This is a genomic window from Bacteroides helcogenes P 36-108 (assembly GCF_000186225.1).
In the GTDB taxonomy this organism is placed as follows: Bacteria; Bacteroidota; Bacteroidia; order Bacteroidales; family Bacteroidaceae; genus Bacteroides; species Bacteroides helcogenes.
The window spans coordinates 530,881-549,562 of record NC_014933.1; the positions used below are offsets into that span (position 1 = coordinate 530,881).

General features: G+C 51.8%; 12 protein-coding genes. 10 read left to right on the plus strand and 2 right to left on the minus strand.

Annotated elements, in window-relative coordinates:
- Nucleotides 1-12 precede the first annotated feature (12 nt).
- From BACHE_RS02075 to BACHE_RS02090, 4 genes are read left to right on the plus strand one after another with little or no spacing between them, the layout of a single operon-like run.
- Complete coding sequence (locus BACHE_RS02075) at nucleotides 13-1,203, plus strand: acyltransferase family protein (RefSeq protein ID WP_013546044.1); 1,191 nt, start codon at nucleotides 13-15, stop codon at nucleotides 1,201-1,203.
- 17 nt (nucleotides 1,204-1,220) lie between these two features.
- The gene (locus tag BACHE_RS02080) at nucleotides 1,221-2,060 is read left to right on the plus strand and encodes an ATPase (protein WP_013546045.1); all 840 of its coding nucleotides are present in this window, start codon (nucleotides 1,221-1,223) and stop codon (nucleotides 2,058-2,060) included.
- A gap of 13 nt (nucleotides 2,061-2,073) precedes the next feature.
- Nucleotides 2,074-2,895, plus strand: a complete 822-nt coding sequence (murQ, locus tag BACHE_RS02085; RefSeq protein WP_013546046.1) for an N-acetylmuramic acid 6-phosphate etherase — start codon at nucleotides 2,074-2,076, stop codon at nucleotides 2,893-2,895.
- 27 nt (nucleotides 2,896-2,922) lie between these two features.
- Nucleotides 2,923-4,755: a serine hydrolase gene (locus BACHE_RS02090; RefSeq protein ID WP_013546047.1), complete on the plus strand. Its 1,833-nt coding sequence runs from the start codon at nucleotides 2,923-2,925 to the stop codon at nucleotides 4,753-4,755.
- Between the two features lie 243 nt (nucleotides 4,756-4,998).
- Here the strand turns inward: BACHE_RS02090 and bamJ are convergent, their stop codons facing one another.
- Together bamJ and BACHE_RS02100 are read right to left on the minus strand one after the other, a co-directional pair.
- Nucleotides 4,999-5,628, minus strand: a complete 630-nt coding sequence (bamJ, locus tag BACHE_RS02095) for a BamJ family beta-barrel-assembly machinery protein (RefSeq protein WP_013546048.1) — start codon at nucleotides 5,626-5,628, stop codon at nucleotides 4,999-5,001.
- Nucleotides 5,629-5,666: 38 nt separating this feature from the next.
- The gene (locus BACHE_RS02100; RefSeq protein WP_013546049.1) at nucleotides 5,667-7,208 is read right to left on the minus strand and encodes a glycine--tRNA ligase; all 1,542 of its coding nucleotides are present in this window, start codon (nucleotides 7,206-7,208) and stop codon (nucleotides 5,667-5,669) included.
- Nucleotides 7,209-7,590: 382 nt separating this feature from the next.
- Here BACHE_RS02100 and BACHE_RS02105 point away from each other — a divergent pair, with 382 nt between their 5' ends.
- From BACHE_RS02105 to BACHE_RS02130, 6 genes are all read left to right on the plus strand, one after another.
- Nucleotides 7,591-9,486 carry a beta-galactosidase gene (locus BACHE_RS02105; RefSeq protein ID WP_041579129.1) on the plus strand — a complete coding sequence of 632 codons (1,896 nt, stop codon included), beginning with the start codon at nucleotides 7,591-7,593 and terminating at the stop codon, nucleotides 9,484-9,486.
- 384 nt (nucleotides 9,487-9,870) lie between these two features.
- A complete protein-coding gene (locus tag BACHE_RS02110; protein WP_245530909.1) occupies nucleotides 9,871-10,077 on the plus strand; it encodes a hypothetical protein in 207 nt (68 codons plus the stop codon).
- Between the two features lie 12 nt (nucleotides 10,078-10,089).
- Nucleotides 10,090-13,599, plus strand: coding sequence for a fimbrillin family protein (locus BACHE_RS02115; protein WP_013546052.1), 3,510 nt, complete (start codon nucleotides 10,090-10,092; stop codon nucleotides 13,597-13,599).
- A 218-nt stretch (nucleotides 13,600-13,817) separates the two neighbouring features.
- Nucleotides 13,818-14,846: a virulence RhuM family protein gene (locus BACHE_RS02120; protein WP_013546053.1), complete on the plus strand. Its 1,029-nt coding sequence runs from the start codon at nucleotides 13,818-13,820 to the stop codon at nucleotides 14,844-14,846.
- Between the two features lie 202 nt (nucleotides 14,847-15,048).
- Complete coding sequence (locus BACHE_RS02125) at nucleotides 15,049-17,694, plus strand: DNA gyrase/topoisomerase IV subunit A (protein WP_013546054.1); 2,646 nt, start codon at nucleotides 15,049-15,051, stop codon at nucleotides 17,692-17,694.
- A 47-nt stretch (nucleotides 17,695-17,741) separates the two neighbouring features.
- Nucleotides 17,742-18,629: a DUF3316 domain-containing protein gene (locus BACHE_RS02130; RefSeq protein ID WP_041579131.1), complete on the plus strand. Its 888-nt coding sequence runs from the start codon at nucleotides 17,742-17,744 to the stop codon at nucleotides 18,627-18,629.
- The last annotated feature ends 53 nt before the right edge of the window (nucleotides 18,630-18,682 follow it).

Below are 18,682 nucleotides of genomic sequence, written 5' to 3' on the forward strand. Positions count from 1 at the left end.
ACATGTATTATAATGAATAATCCAAAAACGAGCAAACGCATCCTTGCCCTCGACATCCTCCGGGGCATTACCATCGCAGGCATGATCATGGTCAACAATCCCGGAAACTGGGGGCATATCTACGCCCCGCTGGAACATGCCGAATGGATAGGGCTTACTCCTACCGACCTCGTCTTCCCCTTCTTCATGTTCATCATGGGCATCTCCACTTACATCTCCCTGAAGAAGTACGATTTCGAGTTCAGCCGTTCGGCCGCCCTCAAGATACTGAAACGTACGGCCATCATCTTCCTCATCGGCCTTGCCATCGGATGGTTTGCACGGCTCTGCTACTATTGGGCCGCCGCCCCCGGCGAACTGAGTTTCGGCGAAAACCTGTGGGCTTCCGTATGGACTTTCGACCGCATGCGCATCTTGGGCGTCATGCAACGGCTGGCACTATGCTACGGAGCCACCTCCATCATTGCCCTGACCATGAAACACCGGCATATCCCCTATCTGATAGCAGGCCTGCTGATAAGTTATTTCATTCTGCTGATGTGCGGCAACGGCTTCGCCTACAACGAAACCAATATACTGTCCGTCGTGGATCGTGCCGTGCTGACTCCCGCACACATGTACAAGGACAACGGCATCGATCCGGAAGGGCTTCTGAGTACCATTCCATCCATTGCCCACGTGCTGTTGGGCTTCTGCGTGGGGCGCATGATGCTTGGTGACGACCGCAATGCCAAGGCAGACCGCATGGCAGTGCTCGATTCACACCTCATCAAGCTGCTGCTCACAGGCGCCATCCTCACTTTCGCAGGTTTCCTGCTGAGCTACGGATGCCCCATCAGCAAGAAAATATGGTCGCCTACCTTCGTGCTCGTCACTTGCGGAATGGCCTCCAGCTTCCTGGCACTGCTTATATGGATTGTCGATGTGAAGGGATACAGGAAGTGGAGCGTTTTCTTCGAGTCGTTCGGTGTAAACCCACTGTTCATGTATGTGGCGGGCGATGTGCTTGCCATACTTTTCGGTGTTGTCAGCTTCCCGTGGGATGGGGGCAGCATCACCATACACGGCATTCTGTATGACGTGCTTCTCGCACCCCTGTTCGGTGAAACCGGCGGATCGCTGGCCTATGCCTTGGCATTCATAGCAATCAATTGGTGCATCGGATATCAGCTATACAAACGGAAAATATACATCAAAATATAGAAAACAACCATAAAGACATGATTCTAATAGCAGACAGTGGATCTACAAAGACCGATTGGTGTGTTGTAGAAAATGGAGTGGTCTTCCAACAGATATTCACGAAAGGAACAAACCCTTTCTTTCAGTCGGAAGAAGAAATCAGTAACGAAATAGCGGCGGCACTCTTGCCTCAACTAAAGACCGACGAACCGGAAGCTGTCTATTTCTACGGGGCCGGATGTGGATTTCCCGACAAAATAGACATGGTGCACCGTGCCATAACCAAGCACCTGAAAGTGAAAGGCGACAATGTGGAAGTCAACACCGACATGCTGGCGGCTGCGCGCGGACTTTGCGGGCATGACGCCGGAATAGCCTGCATCATGGGCACAGGCTCCAATTCCTGCTACTACAACGGCAGGGAAATCGTGAGCAATGTATCGCCGTTGGGCTTCATTCTCGGAGACGAGGGAAGCGGGGCGTGCCTGGGCAAGCTGTTAGTGGGTGATATCCTCAAAAACCAGATGACAGCGGAGCTGAAAGAGAAATTCCTCACGCAATTCAATCTGACCCCTGCCGAGATAATAGACCGCGTTTACCGGAAGCCGTTTCCAAACCGCTTTCTGGCAAGCCTGTCTCCGTTCCTCGCGCAGAATCTGGATCAGCCTTGCGTGTATAAGGTGGTGGCCGGCAGCTTCGAGGCATTCCTAAGGCGCAATATCATGCAGTACGACTACCGGCACAACAAAGCACACTTCATAGGTTCGGTAGCCTTCCACTACAAGGAAGTCTTGGAAGATGTGGCAAAGCAACTGGACGTGCGGCTCGGAACCGTAATCAAGAGCCCCATGGAAGGGCTGATCAAATATCACGCATAAATCATCAACATCTATGGCATTCGTAAAAATCTCAGAGCAAGCTTCGCTCTACAATGACTTGGAAAAGAAGTCGGTACGTGAAATTTTAGAAGACATCAACACGGAAGACCGGAAAGTGGCACTTGCCGTACAGAAGGCGATTCCCCAGATAGAGAAGTTAGTGACACGGATTGTACCCCGCATGAAGCAGGGAGGACGCATCTTCTACATGGGCGCCGGCACAAGCGGACGCCTCGGAGTGCTCGACGCTTCGGAAATCCCCCCCACATTCGGCATGCCCCCCACACTGATCATCGGTCTGATTGCCGGCGGCGATACAGCCTTGCGCAATCCTGTGGAAAATGCGGAAGACGACATTCACCGCGGTTGGGAAGAACTGACGGAACACAACGTTACGGACAAAGATACCGTGATCGGCATTGCGGCCTCCGGCACGACCCCCTACGTGATCGGAGCCATGCATGAGGCGCGCGAACACGGCATCCTGACCGGCTGCATCACCAGCAACCCCGGCTCTCCGATGGCCGCCGAAGCCGATGTTCCCATCGAGATGATCGTGGGGCCGGAATACGTGACAGGCAGCTCACGCATGAAGTCGGGCACTGGGCAGAAAATGATTCTGAACATGATCACCACCTCTGTCATGATACAGTTGGGGCGCGTAAAAGGCAACAAAATGGTGAACATGCAACTCAGCAACAAAAAGCTGATAGACCGCGGCACGCGCATGATCGTAGAAGAGCTCGGCCTGGACTACGGCAAGTCCAAAGCACTGCTGCTGATGCATGGGTCGGTGAAGAAGGCGGTGGATGCCTACCGGGAAAAAACGGTATAGTACAGAATCATTTAAATAACATCCGGCATGAAAACATTTTCTTTTTTCCTTTTTCTTCTCCTCGGCCTTCATACCGCCACCGCCCAGCCTTTGCAGCGTGTGGCTCCCGAACAGGCGGGAATGGATTCACGCAAGCTGATGTACGCCGACGAAGCCATTGAAACGGCCATTGCCCACAAAGACATCCCCGGCGCTGTGCTTGCCGTGGTGCGGGGCGGCAAGATGGCTTACCTGAAAGCTTACGGCAACAGGCGCATTTATCCTGACGCGGAGCCCATGACCACAAATACCGTATTCGACATGGCCTCGTGCAGCAAATCAATGAGTACCGCCATCTGTGTCCTGATTCTGGCCGAACGGGGGAAGCTGCGCATGCAGGACCCCGTCAGCCTCTACATACCCGGTTTCAGGAACTGGGAAAGCGAAGACGGCAAGGACAACAAGACGATCCGCATCGCCGACCTGATGACGCACACCTCCGGGCTTCCTCCTTATGCCCCTGTCGCCCAATTGGAGAAAAAATACGGTTCACCCGCCCCCGAAGGGCTGATGGAATACATCGCCACCTGCAAACGCGACTTCAAGCCGCAGACCGGCTTCCAATACAGTTGCCTCAACTTTATCACCTTGCAGCATATCATAGAGGCGGTAAGCGGAAAATCATTGCGTGATTTCGCCCGCGAAAACCTGTTCGGCGTATTGGGCATGGCACACACTGACTACCTGCCTTGCAAGCGCGGCAAAGACGGCAGATGGACAAACACCGGCCCGCTGCCGCCGAAAGACACAGCCCCCACCGAGAAGCAACCGGACGGGCAGGTGCTCTGCGGACAGGTGCACGATCCGCTTGCACGCATCCTGAACGGAGGTATCAGCGGCAACGCCGGCGTATTTTCTTGTGCAGAAGACATTGCCATTCTATGCGCCGCCCTGCAGAACGGAGGGGAATGGAACGGACACCGCATACTGAGCCCACTCACCGTAAAGGCGATGCGCACTGTACCCCGCGCCACAGCCACTTTGGGACGTACCCTCGGCTGGGACTGCTTCACGGCCTATGCCTCCAACAACGGAGACTTTTTCGGCCCCGGCACTTACAGCCACACGGGATATACGGGCACTTCCATCGTCATCGACCCGGACAACGACACCTCCGTGATACTGCTGACCAATGCGGTGCATCCCGCAGACGGGCACAGCGTGGTGCGTCTGCGCTCATTGGTGGCCAATGCAGTGGCGGCCTCCATCTGTCCCGCCGCACGCACATATACAGACCACTACTACGAGCGCTTTCTCCGGTTCATGGACGAACCTGCCATCACTCCGAAAGACATCGTAATGCTTGGCAACAGCCTGACCGAAGGGGGTGGAGACTGGGGCGAACGCCTTGGAAAGAAGAATGTGCGCAACCGTGGAATCATCGGCGATGAAGTGTCCGGAGTCTGTGACCGGCTGCATCAGATATTGCCCGGACACCCTGCAAAACTGTTCCTGCTTATCGGTGTCAACGACGTTTCACACGGCCTTACGGCAGACAGCATAGCAGACATGATCGGCACGGCGGTGGAGCGTATCCGCAAAGAATCTCCCGAAACAAAGCTCTGCCTGCAAAGCCTGCTGCCCATCAACGAGAGTTTCGGGCGCTACAAGAGGCTTGAGGGAAAGACAGCCATGATACCGGAAATCAATTCCCGGCTGGAGGTACTGGCCAAGGAGAAGAATATCACCTATATCAATCTTTTCCCCCTTTTCACAGAGAAGGGAACCGACATATTGCGTGCAGACCTCACAACCGACGGATTGCACCTGAATGAGAAAGGTTACGGAATTTGGGTAAAGGCGCTGAAAAGGGAACTGTAAAAGGGAACTGTAAAAGGGAACTGTAAAAGGGAACTGTAAAAGGGAACTGTAAAAGGGAACTGTAAAAGGGAACTGTAAAAAGGGAACTGTAAAAGGGAACTGTAACTGTAAAAGGGAACTGTAAAAGGGAACTGTAAAAGGGAACTGTAAAAGGGAACTGTAAAAAGGAACTGTAAAAAGGAACTGTAAAAAGGAACTGTAAAAAAGCAAAGGAGGGTGTATCGAAACCCTCCTTTGCTTTTTTTATTCAACACCGGTCAGCATCAAGTCAAACGTCAGTGCCGAATATCCCAGGATAGAACTGTTTCCGCTTGCGCCATACCCGCTTTGCCAAGGGATATAGAGCATCCAGCGCTCGCCCCGGCGCATGTACTGCAAAGGCCACGTCCATCCGGCAATGACACCCGACACGGCGAAGGTGGCAGGTGACTCGAAAGAGGTAGGCTCTTTCAGCGCATCCAGCGGAATCCGGGCATCCGGAGCGCCGTATCCCTCGAAAGTGCCGTCAAACCTGTCGCCGTTGATCAACGTACCGTAGTAATGCGCCTTGACCGTCGAATGATATCCGGTGTATAACGGGCGTTCACCCTGCGCATTCTTCACAAGCTTCCTGCAATACACATATTGGGAGCCAGCGGTGGTTCCGCCCGTAGGTATCTGTATGGCATACAGTTTATCAAGTTCCATCGCATCGGCCGCATCCGGCGTGGCCACATAGCTGTCACCGGTCTTCGCCTTTATCGAGTCGATGAAAGCCTCGTTGCGTTCTTGCCAGTTATCATATTTGGTTGCCTCCGTCACTTCGTCGCAAGATACAAGCATACCTGCCGCAAGCAGCAAGAGAGGCAAAAACAATAGGGATGGTCTTTTCATTCGGTTCAATTATTATTGTTGTTGATTACTTGTCGGGGTCATTGCAGTGTCTTGAGCAAGGATGTGATGCTGACACGGTCTGCAATGATATTATTCAGTTCGGAGATGGCCACGCGCTCCTGCTGCATGGTGTCGCGGTTGCGCAAGGTCACACAGTTGTCTTCGAGTGTCTGATGATCCACGGTCACGCAGTAGGGAGTGCCTATGGCATCCTGACGGCGGTAACGCTTGCCGATGGAGTCTTTTTCGTCATATTGGCAGTGGAAGTGGAACTTCAGGTCGTCGATGATTTCACGCGCCTTTTCGGGCAGTCCGTCTTTCTTCACCAGCGGCATGACGGCCAGCTTCACGGGGGCCAGCGCGGCGGGCAGCTTCAGCACCACACGCGTCTCGCCGTTCTCCAGCGTTTCTTCACAGTAGGAAGCGGACATGATGCTGAGGAACATGCGGTCCACGCCGATACTGGTCTCTATGACGAAGGGCGTATAGCTTTCGTTGGTTTCGGGGTCAAAATACTTGATGTTCTTCCCGGAGAACTTCTCGTGCTGCGACAGGTCGAAGTTGGTACGGCTGTGTATGCCTTCCACCTCCTTGAAGCCGAAAGGCATCAGGAACTCTATGTCCGTGGCGGCATTGGCGTAGTGCGCCAGTTTGTCGTGGTCGTGATAGCGGTAATGGTCGTCGCCGAAGCCCAAGGCCTTGTGCCACTTCAGGCGGGTGGCCTTCCAGGTCTTGAACCATTCAAGCTCCGTGCCCGGTTTCACGAAGAACTGCATCTCCATCTGCTCGAACTCGCGCATGCGGAAGATGAACTGGCGCGCCACGATTTCGTTACGGAAAGCCTTGCCTATCTGGGCAATGCCGAAAGGTATCTTCATACGGCCGGTCTTCTGCACGTTGAGGTAGTTCACAAAGATGCCTTGGGCCGTCTCCGGACGCAGGTATATCTTCATGGCTCCGTCGCTGGTAGAGCCCATCTCGGTAGAGAACATCAGGTTGAACTGGCGCACTTCCGTCCAGTTCTTGGTTCCGCTGACGGGGCAGGCTATTTCTTCGTCGATGATGATCTGCCGGAGTTCTTCCAGATTGTTCTCGTTCAGCGCCTTGCTGTAACGCTCGTGCAGGGCGTCACGCTTGGCCTGGTGTTCGAGCACGCGGCCGTTGGTGCTGCGGAACTGCGCCTCGTCGAAAGCCTCGCCGAACTTCTTGGCGGCTTTGGCCACTTCCTTGTTTATCTTGTCGTCATACTTGGCAAGCTGGTCTTCTATCAACACATCGGCACGATAACGCTTCTTGGAGTCGCGGTTGTCTATCAAGGGATCATTGAAAGCGTCCACATGCCCGCTGGCTTTCCAGATGGTGGGGTGCATGAAGATGGCGGAGTCGATGCCCACAATGTTTTCGTGCAGCAGCACCATGCTTTGCCACCAGTATTGTTTGATGTTATTTTTCAGTTCCACACCCATCTGGCCGTAGTCATATACAGCTCCCAATCCGTCATAAATATCGCTGGAGGGAAATACGAAACCATATTCCTTGCAGTGTGAAACGAGTTTCTTAAAAACGTCTTCCTGTGCCATTTTCTGTTGTATATAAATTAAATTGATTCTTGTTTTCTGCCGTAAAGCGGCACAAAGATAGGGATTTATATCGTAAGTAGGTCACGGAGGGTATTAATTTATCTTATCGGCCGTGTATCGTGACGGACGCAAATGCCTGTAACAGAGGCCTACCTGCATCTATATATCCCGCTTGCTGCATCTATATATGCAGCGCGCTGCGTATATAGATGCAGCAAGGCCGGAGCATACAGCCCGGAAAAGCGTGCGCAAACGCCGGGCCCGACGGATATAAAATATCCCGCCCGTGTTTGCAAATTAACGTTTTAATACACGGTTTTATGAAAAGAAGCCCTTATCTTTGCCTCACATAAACCTTTTAACCACATATTCAAAGTTTACCATGAGAATGAAATTCTTCTACCTGTTATTGATGCTCCTCCTGCCATTGGGAGGCATGGCGCAGAAAAAGAACCAGCAGACAAAAAATCCGTTTGAAATCAAGGACGGGCACTTCTACCTGAACGGGAAGCAGACCCCCATCCTCTCGGGCGAGATGCATTATGCCCGCATCCCGCACCAGTACTGGCGACACCGCCTGCAGATGATGAAAGGCATGGGACTGAACGCCGTGGCCACCTACGTATTCTGGAACCACCATGAAACCGAGCCCGGAAAGTGGGACTTCACCGGCGACAAGAATCTGGCCGAATACATCAAGACGGCCGGCGAAGAGGGCATGATGGTCATCCTGCGGCCGGGCCCCTACGTCTGCGCCGAGTGGGAGTTCGGCGGATATCCCTGGTGGCTGCAAAACGTGCCGGGAATGGAAATCAGGAGAGACAACCCCCAATTCCTGAAGCACACCGAAGCCTACATACAGCGGCTCTACAAAGAGGTGGGACATCTGCAGTGCACCAAAGGCGGCCCCATCGTCATGGTGCAGTGCGAAAATGAGTTCGGCTCCTACGTGGCCCAGCGCAAGGACATCACGCTGCAAGAGCACCGCGCCTACAACGCCAAGATAAAGCAACAACTGGCCGACGCAGGCTTCGACGTGCCCCTGTTCACCTCGGACGGAAGCTGGCTGTTCGAGGGAGGCAGCACGGAAGGCGCGCTGCCCACGGCCAACGGTGAGACGGACATCGCCAACCTGAAGAAAGTGGTGAACCAGTACCACGGCGGACAAGGCCCCTACATGGTGGCCGAATTCTATCCCGGCTGGCTGTCCCACTGGGCCGAACCGTTTCCGCAGGTGTCCGCCTCAAGCGTGGCCCGCACCACAGAATCTTATCTGAAGAACGACGTGTCGTTCAATGTTTACATGGTGCACGGCGGCACGAACTTCGGCTTCACCAGCGGCGCCAACTATGACAAGAAGCGCGACATACAGCCCGACCTGACAAGCTACGACTACGACGCCCCCATCAGCGAAGCCGGATGGGTGACACCGAAATACGACTCCATACGCGCCGTCATCAAGCGGTATGTGAAGTATCCCGTGCCCGCCGCCCCCGCCCCGATGCCTGTCATAGAGATACCGTCCATCAAGCTGGACAAAGTGACGGACATGCTTGCATACACCGAAACGACGGAACCGACGGTAAACGACACCCCGATGACCTTTGAGCAACTGAACCAGGGCTACGGATACGTGCTCTATACCCGCCACTTCAACCAGCCCATCGGCGGCACTTTGCAGATAGACGGACTGAGAGACTATGCAGTGGTATATATAGACGGTGAAAAGGCGGGAGTGCTGAACCGCAACACGCAGACCTACTCCATGGAGATAGACGTACCCTTCAACGCCACCCTGCAGATACTTGTGGAGAACATGGGACGCATCAACTACGGCAGCGAGATAGTGCACAACACGAAAGGCATCATCAGCCCCGTCACCATCGGCGGCAAGGAAATCACCGGCGGATGGAACATGTACCCGCTGCCCATGAGCAAAGCCCCCGAAGCGGCCAAGGCAGGGCGCAACGCATACCCCAACACCTCCGCACAGGCCGGCAAACTGAAAGGAAGCCCCGTGGCCTACGAAGGAACTTTCACCTTGAACCGGACCGGCGACACCTTCATCGACATGGAGGACTGGGGGAAAGGCATCATCTTCGTCAACGGCATCAACATAGGCCGCTACTGGCAGGCAGGCCCGCAGCAGACCCTCTACATACCGGGGGTATGGCTGAAGAAGGGCGAAAACAAAATCGTCATCTTCGAGCAACTGAACGAAAAACCGAAAACCGAAGTCAGAACGGTGAAGCAACCCGTACTGATGAAGCTGAAGTAAAAGTCCGCCACAGCGCACCAAAATCAGATAAATAAAAAAAGATAGAAAAAAATGATACAACTAAAGGAATAATAACTATATTTGTGGCAAGTTCACTAAAGCGTAGCGAACTCATTACATTTTAGTAAGAGCATAATTGGAAATTATCTTCTCCATTCAAACTTCGCAACTTTGAAAATGTATCTGAAGATAACAACAAGGATGCTCACGTCTATGTTTATATGTTTTTCTCCCGCAGGGGGAATGGTATATACACAAACGACGTGAGTAACTGTTGTATATTCAGATACCGGGCAATGCGAAGGCCTGAATGGAGAATATACAAATAAAGTTACTCACGTTTTTTATTGTTCAACTTTAAATAGTTTGTGTATGAAACAAAACATGCAAAACGGTAGAGAAGCCTATATAGCCCCGTCTATCGAAGTAATCAAAATTGAAAATGAGGGAGCGGTAATGGTGGCCAGCGGTTCAACCGAAAATTACACATCTACCCCTCTAAGCAGCACCGGCCGAAACCACAGCTACAACTCCGCATCCGGCAGTGACTTGGAAGACATGATCAACGACATTTTAACCGTAGAAAACTAAGGAGGAAGAATTATGTTGAAACTACAAAGTTCTTTGAAAGCCACTTGCATGGCAGTGGCTGCCTTGACCGCACTGAGTTGCAGCCAAGAAGATTTAACCGGAAAAGCCCCAATCGGCAACACCACCATCAATGCTTCTTTCGAGACTCCGGGAGCCGGAACACGTACCTCGGTGAAAGATAACGGTGATGTAGTATGGAACACGAATGACACCTTCGGACTGTTCTACACAACTACTGCAAATACTACACCGGCGGTGGCACAATTCACCACCACCTCTGCCGACGGCTCAAGCACCACAGCATCGTTCACGGGAACTCTGGACGATGGTGTCACTACCTCTTACGCCGTATATCCTTATCAGGCAGGCATGCAGCTAAGCGGCGCTACCGTAACCACCACCCTGCCCAAAGAGTTTGCTTATACAGAGGCCAGCAACGGGCCGATGTATGCCGATGCCTCCACATACAGCAATGGCATCAGCTTCAAGCATCTGGCCGGACTGCTGAAACTGCAAATCAGCAGCGCTATCGGAAGTACAGCCAAGAAGTTCGTCATCACGGCAGACAAGGCTATTGCAGGCACTGCCACGGCAAACTTGAGTACCACTGACACGGAACCTGTTTTGGCAGTAGCTGATGATACAAATAACAGCAAGACCATCACTGTCACACTCAGCTTCACGGCAGACAGGAATCCCACTACATTCTTTATCCCTATCCCCGTAGGTACATACGCCACACTTTCCGCAAAACTGTTAGGTGAGAGCGATAAGGAACTTTACACTCCGAAAGAATGGAAGGACGTCACCGTTACCCGGGCAGGTATGCTCACCGCAGCCTTCGGCTACATAAAAATTGATGCCGGTATTGCAACAGGTAAAGGCATCAGTGATGCCATATCAAGCGCGCTACCTACTGAGGCTCCGGCAACTCCCATCACCAACGAGATAGCAGTACCCGCAAAGATTGACGCAACAGCCTCTGACGCTACTGCGCTACAAGTTCCGGCTGTACAGAATTCTAACGTAACGTTGTCTTTAGAAGAAATTCCCACAACAACAGCGACTAAGCCTTTGGTATTGCAGGAAAGCGGCACTGCAACAACAACTCCTACTGCTGCCGTCAACACCGTAACCGTAGCCATCCCCAAAGTAACAGAAGCAAGTACGGCTCCCAGCATCACCATCACCATGCCTAAGACAACCGTAGAACTGGATGCAAACGGAACGGAAGGTACTACCTATAATACCATCATTGCCAAGACAGCCACCAATACGCTGGTAGTAAAGGCAGGCGTTACCGTTGAGAAGCTGATCATTGCAGGCGGCAATGTGGTGATATACGGAACAGTGAAGGAACTGATACGTGACACCAACAATAATGCAACAGTAGAAGTGGCATCTTTCGATGCAGCAGATATTGAAAAGGTAGATACGCCCGCCAACTTCAAGTTCACCGCCACTTGGGACGGCACTTCAAAAACCGCCAAGCGTGAAAGTATCTATACCGCCGCACAATTGGCTGCTTACCAGTCCACGGACATTCCCGTCAGTACCACCGGCATAGGCTTGTCCGCCACCATCACCACTTCACCCACGCTCTACGCCGACATCGACCTTAACAACCGGCCCTGGGTAGGCATGGTTTTGGATAAAAACCAGACTTTCAATGGAGGCGATCATACCATCTCCAACATTCTGGTAACGGAACATATATTGAGCGAAACAAGCAAATACACCCCCGAAGCTTGTGTAGGATTGTTTGCAGCCAGCAAATTAGGTTCTATCATCAAAGGCGTTAAGATAAACGGTTTCAAGGCCGAAGGCGCAGGCGCCAATGCCAAATGGAGCGGCGCTTTGGTGGGACTCTCACAAGGAGCTGCCTTCACAGACTGCCATGTGGAGAATGTAACGATTGAAAGCGAATCGGACAATTCTTATCGCATAGGCGGCTTGATCGGTTTCTTAAGAAATGAAAGTGCTGTCCCTACACTGACCAATTGCAGCGCCAAAAACGTCAAAATCAAAGCCGGCTTCTGCCTGGCAGGTTTGGTAGGCTCCATCCAAAAGAAGGGCGCAAGCTTCGTCAACTGTAAAACAGAAGGCATCACCCTGGCCGTCAATGCGAAATCGGCCGCGCTGAACGGGGCGTTTTCCGACACAACTTTCGTTGCTCCTTACAGATATTGGGCAGGCTATATGTCGAAGTTCATCGGAGAAGTGAACATTGGCTCTAACACCATCACCATCGACAGCCAGTGCAGCGTAGCAGGCGGAAACTTCACCAAGACAGAAGAAGCGTCATTCGGGTACAGCGATATGGCAAAATACAGCTATTCCAAGACTGCCGATGCAGCCACTAAAGCCGCTGCCATAAGCAATGCACCACACTACTCACTGACAAGCGGCAACATCTTCCTGCCCGCCTGTGTGGACGGAGGTAAAGTCACAGTAGCCGGAAGCACATTAACAGACGGCAAAGACTACAACCTCTTTACCACCATACAGTCGGCCGGCTGGGATGGAACAAGCAAAAAACAGCCGAGCAAGATAGACAATGTATATCAGATAAAGACTGCCGCTGAACTGGCCTATTTCCAATCGAAAGCAGCTCCGACAGAGACAACAGCAGGCAATCTTCCGGCTACCTTAGATGCCAAAGCCGTGCTTTGCAACGACATCAACCTTGCCAATAAGCCTTGGCTGGGCATGGTGCTCAAAGACCAAACCTTCGACGGACAAGGACATACCATCAAGAACCTGAACATGAGTCAGTACATCTTGGACCAACAGCAGACCACATTCTCCCCGCAGGCCTGCATCGGACTGTTTGCCGCAGTATATGGAGCTTCCACCGTCAAAGGCATCACGCTGGAGAACGTATCCATCAAGCCGGTAGGTTCACCCAAATGGGTAGGCTCACTTGTGGGCTACTCAAAAGGCAATACAACCTACACCGACTGTATCGTCAAGAATGCCGATATATCGGCACAGGGGAAAACTTCCATCCGCGTCGGAGGATTGATTGGCTACATCGAGAAATCCGCCGCCGATGGCGACCCAAGCAAAGTAACCTTGACAGGATGCGAAGTGAACAAAGCTTCCATTTCCGCCTCTTACAGCTATGGCGGTTTGGTGGGTTCCATGTACGACAGCGCCACGTTCACCAATTGCAAAACATCAGGCATCACTCTGGCCCTGAACAAAGATGCAACAGCATACCGCGGCTATGTATCCAAGTTCATCGGTGACATTGCGAACATAGCCGTGGACTACAAGCGTGAAATCCTGATAAACAGTTGTACAACCGACGACTTGACCGATGCAGAAAAGACGGCACTGGATTTCGGCAAAGTCATCAGCCAGCAAAAATCCAGCTATCTCAGCGGAACCTACGTCGGGGGATGCAAATGGTGCGGCTTGGTAGAACCGGTTGCCGGAGTTGTAGCCAGCACAAACTTCACCATCAAGGTGGATGGAAATACTTTGAAAAACGGCGTTGACTTCAACGTCTGCAAGTAAGTGACGGCAATCCGCTTATTGCCATCCTTTTCATAATCTATTTAAATCAGGAAACCGTCTCAAGATGCATCTTGAGACGGTTTTTTCTTTTCATCATGCTGAAGATTGCTTCAATGCAACCGACAAAAACAGCGAATACACAAGCATTATCGGATTTCTTTGCAGGTTTTCCCGATAAAATTTGTATTTTTGCCTGCAACAGAAAAAGGAAGACAACTATGAGTGAGGAACAACCCAAAGGCAACATTATTCTCTATCAAACCCAAGACGGGGAATCGAAGATAGAAGTAACACTCAGCCAAGACACCGTTTGGCTCACCGCCGACCAAATGGCAGAGTTGTTTCAGCGCAACAAGTCCACCATTTCACGCCATATCAAGAATGTGCTGGATAGTGGAGAATTGGATGCCAAAGTGGTAGTTGCATTTTTTGCAACAACCACTCAACACGGTGCGATAGAAGGAAAGAAACAAGTCCACCAAGTAGCTTACTACAACCTCGACATGATTATCAGCATCGGGTATCGCGTCAACTCCCATCGTGGCGTTCAGTTTCGTATTTGGGCGACCCAAGTATTGCGTGAATATTTGGTGAAAGGCTTTGCCCTAAACGATGAGTTGCTGAAGAACGCGGGCGGCGGCAATTATTTCGACGAACTGATGAGCCGTATTCGCGATATACGCTCCTCAGAGAAAGTGTTCTATCGCAAGATACTCGAAGTCTATGCCCTCAGCATCGACTACGACCCCCGCGCATCGTCCACCCAACTCTTCTTCAAGACTGTGCAAAACAAAATGCACTTCTCGGCACACGGACATACAGCCGCCGAAGTAATCTACGAGCGTGCCAATGCCGACAAAGACTTTATGGGACTAACCTCATGGACGGGAGCCATGCCCAAACGTGATGATGCCAAGATAGCCAAGAATTATCTGAACAATGATGAACTGGATACCTTGAACCGCATCGTGAGCCTTTATCTGGACTTTGCCGAACTGCAAGCCAAGCAACACAAGCCCATGTATATGCGCGACTGGATTCAGAAACTCGATGACTTCCTGCATCTGTCCGGTCAGGAACTGCTGACCCATGCCGGCTATGTATCGGCAGAACTGGCCAAAGAGAAAGCCGAAGCAGAGTATGACAAGTTCAAGGAGCGTAGCCGCTTGGATCTCTCACCCGTAGAGATTCATTTCATTGAAAATTTCGAGAAAGAGCAGAAACGATTGAAGAACGGACATAGTTAATCGGAATTGTCTCTACCCCAATAAATATAAAGCATAAAGCAGAGAGACCGAGGCAAGACATCCTAAATTCACCGTGACTGGCAAAAACAGCGAATACACAAGCATTATCGGATTTCTTTGCAGGTTTTCCCGATAAAATTTGTATTTTTGCCTGCAACTGAAAAATCAGCAATATCATAGAATAGACAATTCCCTGACAAATATGAGCGAAGATTTCAACGAAGAACATTCGGATTACAAACCTGCAGACATCAAAGACACCAACGTAAAGCACCAGCTAAGCGGGATGTACCAGAACTGGTTTCTGGACTATGCCTCATACGTGATTCTGGAACGTGCCGTGCCCCACATCATGGACGGACTGAAGCCTGTGCAACGGCGCATCCTGCACTCCATGAGGCGCATGGAGGACGGACGCTACAACAAGGTAGCCAACATTGTAGGGCATACGATGCAGTTCCACCCGCACGGAGACGCATCCATTGCCGATGCCCTGGTGCAGCTCGGACAGAAAGACTTGTTAGTGGACTGCCAGGGAAACTGGGGTAACATCCTGACAGGCGACAGTGCGGCGGCTTCCCGCTACATCGAGGCACGCCTCTCCAAATTTGCCCTTGACGTGGTGTTCAACCCCAAAACCACCGAATGGAAGCTTTCGTACGACGGACGAAACAAAGAGCCGGTGACACTCCCCGTCAAGTTTCCCCTGTTGCTGGCACAGGGAGTGGAAGGCATCGCCGTAGGGCTGTCCTCCAAAATACTGCCCCACAACTTCAACGAACTGTGTGATGCCTCCATCCGCTACCTGCACAAAGAAGGCTTCAAACTCTATCCCGATTTCCAGACAGGCGGCAGCATCGATGTATCCAAGTACAACGACGGCGAACGCGGAGGCACGGTACGTGTACGCTCCAAGATAGAAAAGATAGACAACAAGACGCTTGCCATCAAAGAAATACCCTATGGGAAAACCGTTGCCAGCGTATGCGATTCCATTGTAAAAGCCAGCGAAAAAGGGAAGATAAAGATAAGAAAGGTGGAAGACCTCACCTCCGGCAGCGTGGAGATACTTGTACACCTGGCGGCAGGCGTCTCGTCCGACAAAACGATAGACGCGCTTTATGCCTTTACCGACTGCGAAGTAAGCATCTCACCCAACTGCTGCGTGATAGACGACCAAAAGCCGCATTTCCTCACCGTGAGCGACGTTTTGCGAAAATCCGTGGACAACACATTGGACCTGCTTAGGCTGGAACTGGAAATCCGCCGCAACGAGATACGCGAAAGCTTGCACTTTGCTTCATTGGAGAAGATTTTCATCGAAGAACGCATCTACAAGGACAAGGAATTCGAGCAGGCGAAAAGCATGGATGCAGCCTGCGAACATATCGACCGGCGCCTGACACCCTATTACCCCACCTTCATCCGCGAAGTGACCAAGGAAGACATCCTCCGGCTGATGGAAATCAAGATGGCGCGCATCCTCAAGTTCAATTCCGACAAGGCGGAAGAACTCATAGCCCGCATGAAGTCCGACATCGAGGAGATAGACCGCCATCTGGCGAATATCGTGGAATACACCGTTGACTGGTATCGCATGCTGAAGGACAAGTACGGTAAAGGCTTCCCGCGACGCACAGAGTTGCGCAGCTTCGACACCATCGAGGCCACCAAAGTCATCGAGGCAAACGAAAAGCTATACATCAACCGTGAAGAAGGCTTCATTGGAACCGGACTGAAAAAAGACGAGTTCATCGGAAACTGCTCGCCGATAGACGACGTGATCATCTTTTTCCGTGACGGGAAGTATATCATCACCCCGGTTTCCGAAAAGAAATTTGTGGGAAAGAACATACTCTATGCCAATATATTCAAGAAGAACGACAAACGCACCATCTACAACGTGTGCTACCGCGACGGCAAGGAGGGAACCAGCTACATCAAGCGCTTTGCCGTGACCAGCGTGGTGCGCGACCGCGAATACGACGTCACACAGGGAACGCCCGACTCACGCATCACCTATTTCACCGCCAATCCCAACGGCGAGGCCGAAGTCATCAAGGTGACCCTGAAACCCAACCCGCGCATACGCCGCATCATCTTTGAAGAAGACTTCAGCGCCATCAACATCAAGGGACGCCAGGCAATGGGCAACATACTTACCCGCAACCCGGTACACAAAATAGCCCTGAAGCAACGGGGCGGATCTACCCTGGGCGGACGCAAGGTGTGGTTTGACCGCGACGTGCTGCGCCTCAACTACGACGAGCGCGGAGAATACCTCGGCGAATTCCAGAGTGACGAAACCATTCTGGTGGTACTGAACAGCGGTGAATTCTATACCACCAACTTCGACCTTAACAATCACTACGAAGACAGCATCCGCGTACTGGAAAAATATGACCCGAACAAGGTATGGACTGCCGTCCTCTATGATGCCGACCAGCAGAACTATCCGTATATCAAGCGTTTCTGCTTCGAGGCAACCTCGCGCAAGCAGAACTATCTGGGCGACAACAAGGATACCGGTCTCATCCTGCTGACCGACGAATGCTATCCCCGCCTGGAAGTGGTTTTCGGCGGACACGACAACTTCCGCGAACCGATGATCGTGGAAGCCGACGAGTTTATCTCCGTGAAAGGCTTCAAAGCTAAGGGCAAACGCCTGACAACCTTTGCCATCGAAACAATCAACGAACTGGAGCCTACCCGCCAACCGGATATACAGCAGGCTGCGGAAATACAGGAAGAAGAAGAGCCGGAAGAACCGGAAATACTGGACCCTGACCACGGAAAAAGCGAAGGAGACATTCTGGATGAAATGACCGGACAGATGAAACTGTTTTAAAGCCATGCCGTATCAGGATCATACTTTATAATATATAAGAAGGAGGAATGAAGATTTACAGGATTTGTATCATAACCGGATGTTTGATGTTATTGCCGGGCAGAACGCTGTTAGCACAGACAGCGGAAAGCCAGGAACCGCAAGAGCTGGATGCAGAAAGCCGGACTTTGAAGGAACTCCGGACAGACTCCGCCGCCGGAAACCGCTTCATCACCCGCGCCACCCTATATGGAGCAGGTTTCACCAATGTATTCGACACCTATCTGTCACCACAGGAATATAAAGGCGTTGACTTCCGTGTCTCCCGCGAAAGCACACGGATGACACGGCTGATGGACGGCAACCTGTCACAACAGACTTTCTTCCAGGCAGACTTAGGATATACGCACAACCGGGCAGACAACAACAACACCTTTTCCGTACTGACAAACTGGAACTACGGACTGCACTACAATTTCCACGTTACAAGCAACTTCAAGCTGCTTGCCGGCGGAGTGGCAGACTTCAACGGCGGATTTGTCTATAACCTGCGCAACGGCAACAACCCTGCCCAGGCGCGCGCCTACATCAACCTCGACGCTTCGGGCATGGCCATCTGGAATCTGCGCGTCAAAAACCGCCCGCTGACCCTGCGCTACCAATTGAACTTACCGTTGGCAGGCGTCATGTTCATGCCCAACTACGGACAGTCCTACTACGAGATATTCTCTTTGGGACATTGGGACGGAGTCATCAACTTCACCTCATTGCACAACCAGCCTTCACTGAGGCAAATGCTGACCGCGGATTTTCCCGTGGGGCAGGTCAAGATGCGCCTTGCTTATATATGGGACGCGCAACAGTCCAAAGTGAACGGAATAAAGACACATACCTACTCGCATGCGTTCATGGTGGGATTCGTAAAAGAGCTCTACCTGATAAAGCCCCGTCACTGACGCATCCCGATGCCGAGGAAAAGAATAAGGGCATACCGAATATTATAAACTTG

Excerpts from the sequence above, each read along its gene's own strand:
- BACHE_RS02115 (WP_013546052.1), top strand. The coding sequence starts at position 10,090 with ATGTTGAAACTACAAAGTTCTTTGAAAGCCACTTGCATGGCAGTGGCT.
- BACHE_RS02075 (WP_013546044.1), top strand. The coding sequence starts at position 13 with ATGAATAATCCAAAAACGAGCAAACGCATCCTTGCCCTCGACATCCTC.
- BACHE_RS02120 (WP_013546053.1), top strand. The coding sequence starts at position 13,818 with ATGAGTGAGGAACAACCCAAAGGCAACATTATTCTCTATCAAACCCAA.
- BACHE_RS02125 (WP_013546054.1), top strand. The coding sequence starts at position 15,049 with ATGAGCGAAGATTTCAACGAAGAACATTCGGATTACAAACCTGCAGAC.
- BACHE_RS02090 (WP_013546047.1), top strand. The coding sequence starts at position 2,923 with ATGAAAACATTTTCTTTTTTCCTTTTTCTTCTCCTCGGCCTTCATACC.
- BACHE_RS02130 (WP_041579131.1), top strand. The coding sequence starts at position 17,742 with ATGAAGATTTACAGGATTTGTATCATAACCGGATGTTTGATGTTATTG.
- BACHE_RS02100 (WP_013546049.1), bottom strand. The coding sequence starts at position 7,208 with ATGGCACAGGAAGACGTTTTTAAGAAACTCGTTTCACACTGCAAGGAA.
- murQ (WP_013546046.1), top strand. The coding sequence starts at position 2,074 with ATGGCATTCGTAAAAATCTCAGAGCAAGCTTCGCTCTACAATGACTTG.
- bamJ (WP_013546048.1), bottom strand. The coding sequence starts at position 5,628 with ATGAAAAGACCATCCCTATTGTTTTTGCCTCTCTTGCTGCTTGCGGCA.
- BACHE_RS02080 (WP_013546045.1), top strand. The coding sequence starts at position 1,221 with ATGATTCTAATAGCAGACAGTGGATCTACAAAGACCGATTGGTGTGTT.
- BACHE_RS02110 (WP_245530909.1), top strand. The coding sequence starts at position 9,871 with ATGCAAAACGGTAGAGAAGCCTATATAGCCCCGTCTATCGAAGTAATC.
- BACHE_RS02105 (WP_041579129.1), top strand. The coding sequence starts at position 7,591 with ATGAGAATGAAATTCTTCTACCTGTTATTGATGCTCCTCCTGCCATTG.